3 protein-coding genes are annotated in these 4,504 nt (G+C 59.9%); all 3 read left to right on the top strand.

Annotated features, from left to right (window positions below):
* Window positions 1-1,006: caspase family protein (locus IH971_09775; GenBank protein MCH7498126.1), on the top strand; the 1,006-nt coding region annotated here is incomplete at its 5' end.
* A 35-nt stretch (window positions 1,007-1,041) separates the two neighbouring features.
* A complete protein-coding gene (locus tag IH971_09770; GenBank protein ID MCH7498125.1) occupies window positions 1,042-2,613 on the top strand; it encodes a hypothetical protein in 1,572 nt (523 codons plus the stop codon).
* A 204-nt stretch (window positions 2,614-2,817) separates the two neighbouring features.
* Window positions 2,818-4,437: a caspase family protein gene (locus IH971_09765; protein MCH7498124.1), complete on the top strand. Its 1,620-nt coding sequence runs from the start codon at window positions 2,818-2,820 to the stop codon at window positions 4,435-4,437.
* Window positions 4,438-4,504 lie beyond the last annotated feature (67 nt).

Genomic DNA, 4,504 nt, shown 5'->3' with positions numbered 1-4,504 from the left:
CCTGGAGATCGCCGACGCCGGCGGGGGCATCGGCAAGGTGCGGCTCTACCTCAACGGCGTGGCGGTGCTCACGGACGGTGGTCGCGGCATGAAGCGGCAGACCGGCGAGCGGCGAAGCTACCGCCTGAAGCTCACCGACGGCGAGAATCGCCTCCAGGCCATCGTGTTCAACGCCGACAACACCATGGAGAGCAACCCGGCCCGGCATACCGTCATGGCCGACCTGGGGAAGGAGAGGCACGACCTGTATGCCTTGGTCATCGGCATCAACGAATATGCCAACCCTACCCTCTCCTTGAAATATGCCGTGCCCGACGCGCTGCTGTTTGAGACGAGCCTGCAGACGGCCACAGCGGGTCTGTTTGACCGGGTGGAGATCACCCGCCTCACCTCGGCCACCGAGACGACCCGGTCCCGAATCGTCACCGCGCTGGAGTCGATGCAGAAACTGGGGCCGGCCGATACCTTCGTCTTCTACGTGGCCAGCCACGGCCTGGTGGACGACGGGGCCTATTACATGATCACCTCCAACGTGGGGTCACTCTCCACCCGCAAGCTCAAGGAGACGGCCTTGGCGCAGAGGGAGCTGCAGGACCTGCTCATCAACGTGCCCGCCGGGAAGAAGATGATCCTGTTCGATACCTGCAACTCGGGGGCCATGGGGACCAGCTTGCAGGTGGCTACCTTGACCCGGGGACTAAGCGAAACCACGGCGATGAAATTACTTTCGCGGGCGGTGGGGTCGACGGTCATCTCGGCATCATCCTCCACCCAGGAAGCGCTGGAGGGGTATAAGGGGCACGGGCTGTTTACTTACGTATTGAGCCAGGGCATCACCGGCAAGGCCGATGCCAACCGGGACGGCTTTGTCAAAACGCGTGAGCTGGCCGACTACGTGGAGGACGAGGTCACGGAGATCGCCGAGCGGGAATTTCAGCGGGCGCAGTACCCCACCACCACACCGACCGGGGACGCGTTTCCCATTGCCCGGACGGAGCGCCAGTGAACCAAAAGGCTGAGAATTCAACAGGAGGATCGGACATGAACATCCATGAATACCGGGCGAGGACCCTAATCGGGCCCATGCTTCTGCTCTGCTTTTCCCTCTCCATCCTGTCCGGTCAAAAACCGGCCTGGGTCACGGGACAAGGGCAAAGTACCAAATATTCCCGGCTGATCTATCTCACGGGGTATGGTGTCGCCCATCTGGGCAGGCAGGACAATAGCGAGGACCGGAAACAACAGGCTGTGGAGGCCGCCCGCAGGAACCTTATCGAACAGATTCAGGTGAAGATCCGCAGCGAGAGCACCACGAGTCTCCAGGCGACAAATATTGATTATTCCGACTTCTATGCCTCCACCACGGTTTCCTCTTCATCCCTGGAAATTTGGGGGTTGGAGGCTTCGACGTATTACGATCGCAGGAAAAAATTATGGCACGCTCTGGTAGCGACCAGGAAAGATCAACTCCTGGAGTCCTACCGTAGAAAAACCGAGGGGCTTGCGGGAGAAATCAAGGAGCACTTCGAAGCTGGCCTAAGCCGCGAAGCCGCCGGTCAACCCACTGAGGCCCTGGCCGAATACCTGCTGTGCTACCCTTTGTTCGACCATTTCCAGGAAGCCGCGAATCTCATGTTCGCAGTGGGCGCGGTAACATTTGAGAGCAGCTTTGGCGAGCTCCCGGCAACCCCCCGGGGCAAGATCACCAGGGCCATGCTGCGTGAGGCGGTGGATCACCTTATTGAGCGGCCTATTCGCAATGCCAAAGATCTTGCCTGGTCGCTGGCCTACCAGCTGGACAAACAGCTCGACAGCCCTGGCGGCAGCGTCATGACCACACCCTTCACATTCCAGGATACCCGCATGGGGTCGCCTTTTGCGCGCTATTTTCAGCCGATTCTGGATCACCAGCTCACCAGCATGGCCCGTTGGGGCATCGTACCCCAGACGGCGCAGTTTGAGGCCGGCGGCCAGCGCTATGTGCTCACCGGCAGGTATTGGGAACAGCCGGCGGGGATCAAGCTGATGGCGGAGGTCCGGCGCATACCGGATGGCGAGCTTGTCGCCAGCGCTGATGTACTGGTGGCAGCTTCTATCCTGCAGGCCACCAATAGGGACTTGAAGCCGCAGAATTTCAGTACCGCACTCAGTGAACAGAAGCAGTTCCGCAAAGATGAAGTCATTGGCGGCGGCCTTATGGTGGACGTATGGACCGATCGGGGCGCTGAGAATTTGCTCTACACCGACGGCGAGATATTGCGCATCTACGTGCGGGTGAATGTGCCCAGCTACATCCGCATGATCTACCACTTCGCTGATGGCACTCGCACGCTCCTTATGGACAGCCACTACATTGACGACACCAAGGTGAACAAGGTCTATCAGCTGCCGGACGAGTTCGAGTGCGCCCCGCCATTTGGCCCCGAAGTGCTGCAGGTCTTCGCCCGCACCGAACCCTTTGACCCAGTAGAAACTGTGGAAGAGGATGGCTACTATATCCTGAAGGACGACCTGCCCCAGTTTCTGGCCCAGACCCGTGGCTTCAAGCGCAAGAAGCCGGAGACCATGCAGGCCGAGCGGCGGGTGAGAATTACGACACTGGCAAAGGAATGACCTCCACCGCCTGTGGCGGAGCGAAGCACCCCCCGACCCTACGACTGTGCCCGGGGCTGGCCCCCACTACACTAGGAGCGGGGCCTCGGCGTAGCCTACGGCGAGCCGGCGACACGCAGGGCCCGGGGGTGAGGTAGGCCGGGCGGGTGGTGATCATCGCCACGGGGCGGTAAATTGCTGGAAATTGAGAAAGGATACCATCCGATGAAAAATCCTATGTCTTATCTGATGGCGCTCATTATGGTGGCGGGTCTCTGGGCCCAGGAGCGCGAGTCCATCGCAGTGATTGACCTTGGGGGTCGCGGCATATCCAGAATCGAGGCAGCCGCCCTCACTGACAGATTAAGGAGCATTCTGGTCAGGACCGGTGCCGTCAACGTGGTGAAGCGGAGCCAGATGCAGCAAATTTTTACCGAGCAGGATATTCAGCTCACTGGCGAGGTAGATGATGAAAGCGCGGTGGAGATAGGACAACTGTTAGGGGTTGACAAGATGGTGGCCGGCAGCATAGGCAGACTCGGTTCTACCTACACCATTGATCTACGAATCATTGATGTAGTTACCGGAAGGATTACTGGAACTGTTGTACGGGATTACAGAGGGGAAATTGATGGACTGATCAGAGAGATGGAGACTGTTGCCCGGGAGTTGGCAGGTGTTTCTTCTCCCATCGCCAAGACCTGGGAAGAGGCTGCCCGGCAGGCCCTTTCCTCTTCCGGCCAGGCAGCCCCTCCCCAGAAGAAGTCTATGCCGTCCATGGATACCGACCGCACACCTCCCACCATCCAAATCACCTCCCCGGCTATCACCCGGGGCATGAAGAAGGTGCAGCAGGATAAGACGGTGCAGGTCAGGGGCAAGGCCAGCGACGCCAGCGGCATTTTCGAGGTGCGGGTGAACGGCCAGGAGGCGCAGCTGGACGCCGATGGCAGCTTCTGGGCGGAGGCGTTGCTGGCGATGGGCGAGAACGAGATCACGGTGACAGCCATGGATATTCACAGGAACGTGGGACGCACCGCCTTTAAGGTCACCAGGGAAGCGGGGGGCCGGGCGACGCCAATGGCGGCGAAAGCTGATCCTATTGCTATAGGCAAATACTACGCCCTGATCATCGGCATCGACAGCTACAGCGGCGATTGGCCCCGGCTGAAGAATGCCGTCCACGACGCCAAGGGTGTCAAAGAGGTGCTGGAGTCACAGTACCGGTTCGACCATATTGAAATGCTCCTCAATCAAGAGGCCACCCGTGCCGGCATTATCACGAAACTGGAGTGGCTGTCGGAGGAGTTGCAGGAAGACGACAACCTGCTGATCTACTATTCGGGCCACGGGGAGTTCAAGGAAAAGCTGAACAAGGGCTACTGGGTGCCGGTGGATGCCACGGGCCGGTCCACGGCCAACTATGTCTCCAACTCCGACCTCCAGACGTTCCTTAACGGCATCCGCACCCGGCACACCCTGTTGATCTCCGACGCCTGCTTCAGCGGGGATATCTTCCGCAGCCGCACCACCAGCCTCAGCAGTGATGCCTTCGATAGCATGGACCGCTATTACCAGGAGGTGTACAACCGCTCGTCGCGTCAGGCCATTACCTCCGGCGGCATCGAGCCGGTGATGGACGGCGGCCGGGATGGGCACTCGGTCTTCACTTACTATTTCCTGCGGGCCCTGAAGCAGAACAGGGACCCCTACTATGACGCCGGGCAGGTATTCGAGCGCCTGAAGATCCCGGTGGCCAACAACTCGGAACAGACCCCCATCTTGCAGGCCATCAAGAACACCGGCGACGAAGGGGGGCAGTTTATCTTTGTGCGGAAGCGATAGGATGTCGGTGACCCGCCTATCCCATCGGCCCCCTCCTGGAGGCCGGCCCATGCGCACACTGCCGCAA

It is taken from the genome of Candidatus Neomarinimicrobiota bacterium, assembly GCA_022560655.1.
Taxonomy (GTDB): Bacteria; Fidelibacterota; Marinisomatia; order SCGC-AAA003-L08; family TS1B11; genus JADFSS01.
The sequence above is the reverse complement of the archived record's forward strand: the minus strand, read 5'-3'. Positions and strand labels throughout refer to the sequence as shown.

Excerpts from the sequence above, each read along its gene's own strand:
- IH971_09765 (MCH7498124.1), top strand. The coding sequence starts at position 2,818 with ATGAAAAATCCTATGTCTTATCTGATGGCGCTCATTATGGTGGCGGGT.
- IH971_09770 (MCH7498125.1), top strand. The coding sequence starts at position 1,042 with ATGAACATCCATGAATACCGGGCGAGGACCCTAATCGGGCCCATGCTT.